Origin of the sequence: Neoroseomonas rubea, assembly GCF_016106015.1 — a bacterium.
Classification (GTDB): Bacteria; Pseudomonadota; Alphaproteobacteria; order Acetobacterales; family Acetobacteraceae; genus Neoroseomonas; species Neoroseomonas rubea.
In genome coordinates this window covers 1-1,328 of the sequence record NZ_JACADQ010000589.1, presented here as the reverse complement: position 1 = coordinate 1,328, position 1,328 = coordinate 1, and the positions used below count along the sequence as shown (strand labels likewise).

Here is a 1,328-nt window from a genome sequence, read left to right as displayed (position 1 = left end):
CCGGCGCTCGCCTGCAGCGCGACGCGGTCCCCCGCCGCGGCGTGGCGCGCGAGTTCGGGTCCGGCCAGGGACGCGACCGCGGCGCTCGCCAGCGCGACGGTGAGCGCGAGGCGGGAGGCGACGCTGTAGGGCCCGGCATTCTCGGCGCCGAGCAGGACGCCGAGCATGATGATGTCGAGCCGCTCGATCAGCGCCGTCACGACCATGCCGACGACCAGCGTCATCCCCGACTGCAGCCAGCGCGTGCGCTCGCTTCGGTCAGGCGCGACGCCGGAGGTCCTTGGCAGCCGGCGGCGGGCGGCGGCGGCCGCGGTCGCGCCGGTGGCGAGCGCGGCCGCGGCCATCAGCCAGAGCGCATGGTGCGGCCCGAGATCGACGAAGGATGCGGCGGCGAGCGCGAGCAGGACCACCATCAGGGGTCGCGCGAAGTTGATCGCGGCTTCGGCGCGAAGCGGCTGGCCGCTGGCCTGGAGCAGGCCGGCCGACAGCGCACTCCAGGCCAGCAGCGGCACCAGCGCCGCGGCCGCGAGCGCCGCGGGCACGTCGTCGTGCAGCGACGGGAGCAGGAGGAATGAGGCCGCAAGCGTGAGGGCGAGGCCGCCGGCGCCGAACAGGCAGAATTGCCGCGCCGCATCGAGGAAGCCGGCCAGCCGCGCATGATCCCCTTCGGCAAGGTAGACGGGCACAAAGCGGATCGCGGCGACCGGCATGCCAAGCCCGCCCCCGATGGCGAGAACCGTTGCCGCCGCAAGGAAACTGGCGAAGACGCCGAGCCCCTCCGGCCCGAGCAGGCGCGCGAGCACGACCTGCAGCGCGAAGCCTGCGAGCACCGCGCCGCCCTTGAGGCCGAGCGCGAGGATCGATCGCGTCGCCGACAGCCGGCCGGCACCGTTCGAGGTGTCCACGCCTTGTTCCCCAGATCACACGCCGCGCCGGCGACAACCCCCAGCCGCAGGTTCGATATTGAAGCGGAACATTCCACAAGAATAAAGTCGTGGCCGTGCGGGGGCGCCACAGCGGGGCTCGCCGGCCGGTGTCACCGGCGGTGGCCGAGGGGAACACAGGGTGGACATCACGACGGCCTTGGCCGCCCGGCGCCTCGATCGGCCCTGGGCGAGCGCGTCATGACCCGGGCGCCCACCCTCGCGGAGGGCGAGGTCCGGCGGATCCGCGGGCGCCCGGACCTGGCGCGGCCGGCGCGCGGGCGCCTTGCGCTTGTCGCGGGGCTCCTGCCTTGCATCGACGGCGTCGTGCTGGCGCTCGCGGGCGCGCTCGCCTCGGCCGCGGCGGCGGATGCGGGCGCACAGGACCAGGGCCGGCACCTCGCG

The 1,328-nt window shown here is 75.1% G+C and carries 2 protein-coding genes; one reads left to right on the top strand and one right to left on the bottom strand.

Annotated features, from left to right (window positions below; genetic code table 11):
- On the bottom strand, positions 1 to 905 hold a 905-nt coding region (locus HW577_RS25110; protein WP_198378812.1), incomplete at its 3' end, for a lipopolysaccharide biosynthesis protein.
- Between the two features lie 219 nt (positions 906 to 1,124).
- On the opposite strand from HW577_RS25110, the gene HW577_RS25105 reads away from it, so the two are divergent.
- Positions 1,125 to 1,328, top strand: a 204-nt coding sequence (locus HW577_RS25105; protein WP_198378811.1) for a hypothetical protein, incomplete at its 3' end; no start/stop codon positions are given.